The organism is Photorhabdus hainanensis, assembly GCF_018448965.1.
Taxonomy (GTDB): Bacteria; Pseudomonadota; Gammaproteobacteria; order Enterobacterales; family Enterobacteriaceae; genus Photorhabdus; species Photorhabdus akhurstii.
Map to the genome: position 1 here is coordinate 1 of NZ_RCWD01000101.1, position 1,416 is coordinate 1,416.

1 protein-coding gene is annotated in these 1,416 nt (G+C 59.5%); it reads right to left on the minus strand.

What is annotated here, in order from left to right:
* Positions 1-1,416 (minus strand): hemagglutinin repeat-containing protein (locus tag EAE92_RS24020; RefSeq protein WP_214069854.1); only part of this gene is annotated, 1,416 nt, incomplete at both ends.

A 1,416-nucleotide genomic window follows, 5' to 3' on the forward strand; every position in this document is an offset into this window, starting at 1 on the left:
GAGCTTCCGCCAGTCGGCCGGCCTGCACGGCCTGTACCCCGCTCAGCGCGACTTGAGTATTTTGCAGGGCTTTCACTCGCGGGTCACTTTCATTGCGAGCGGCTCTGGCGGTTTGCGCCGCGCTGTTAACGGCCCCGCCGGCGGCACCACTCAGCGCCACGGTTAAGCCGCTCTGTTTTTGTTCGGTTTTTGTCGTGGTGTGATGGCGGTTTTCCGCGCTGGTGATATCGACCTGTTGACCGGTCAGCGTCAGGTCTTTACCGGCAATCACCTCGCTGCCGTGAACCCGGAGCTGTTCACCCGCGTTGAGGGTGACATTGCCCTGGCTGCTGCCGACCGTGCTGCCTTTGTTAAGCTGGCTGTCACTGTCGGTGGTGACTTTCTGGCTGGCTTTGCCTAAGGTGAAGCCAATGCCGCCCGTGCCCATCAGGCCCGATTTTTTCTCCTGTCGCAAATGGGTTTCATCGCGCGCTTCCGCGGCGGTGGTAACAGTGAGCTGATGACCGGCGTTCAGGCTGACATCCTGTGTGCCCGCCACATTGCTGCCGCGGATATTGAGGTCTTTTCCGGCCTGTAGAGTCACTTTATCGCCACTGAATGTGGTGCTGAGCGCCTGCCGGTCATGCACTTCATCGTGGGTTTCCACTGACGATTTCGACAGCCAGCCTTTGCTGGTCTGTTTACTGTGCTCCACTAAATCGGATGAAGCCGTCCCGGTGGTCAGCGTCAGGTTATTGCCGGCCTGCGCCGTCAGTTGTTGACCGGCGTTGACATGGGCGGCGGTGGCCTGTAAGTCATGTCCGGCTTGCAGGGTCACCTCACCGGCGCCGGTTATCTGGCTGCCGATATCCTGTTGTTGGGTCAGATGGCGATAGTTCTCTTTCCCCCAATTCCCTTGCTCTGTGCGGCGCGTGCTTAAGGCGTCCAGCGTCAGGTCATGACCTGCGGTTATCTCGGTGTGACTGTATTTACCGGCATTCTTGACGTCACTGGCGGTTAATTGGACATTGTTAATGGCGCTCAGCGATAAGGCGCCTTTATCATTCTGCACATAGATGCCCGCTGGACGGTCTAACCAGCGGTTAGCCTCATCCCCGGGCACGGTCGATGCGCTGATGATATCCCGGCCTTTCAGAGTTACCCGGTCATCGCCCTGAATCTGGCCGCCCCGGTTGGTGAGCGTCTGTTGGGCCGTCACATCCACTTTGCCGCCGCGAATAAAGCCGCTGTTGGTCAGATTGTTGGCCGTCAGTTGGGTGACGTCACGCCCGCTAATCGTGCCGCTGTTAGTGATATCGCCCTGACTGTTGAGCGCCACGGTATTCCCGGCCAGCAAAGCGCCGTCACTGCTCAGGTCGCCCTGACGGACGCGGGCATAAACCTGCGGCACGGTGACCACCTCGGTAGTGCCATCCG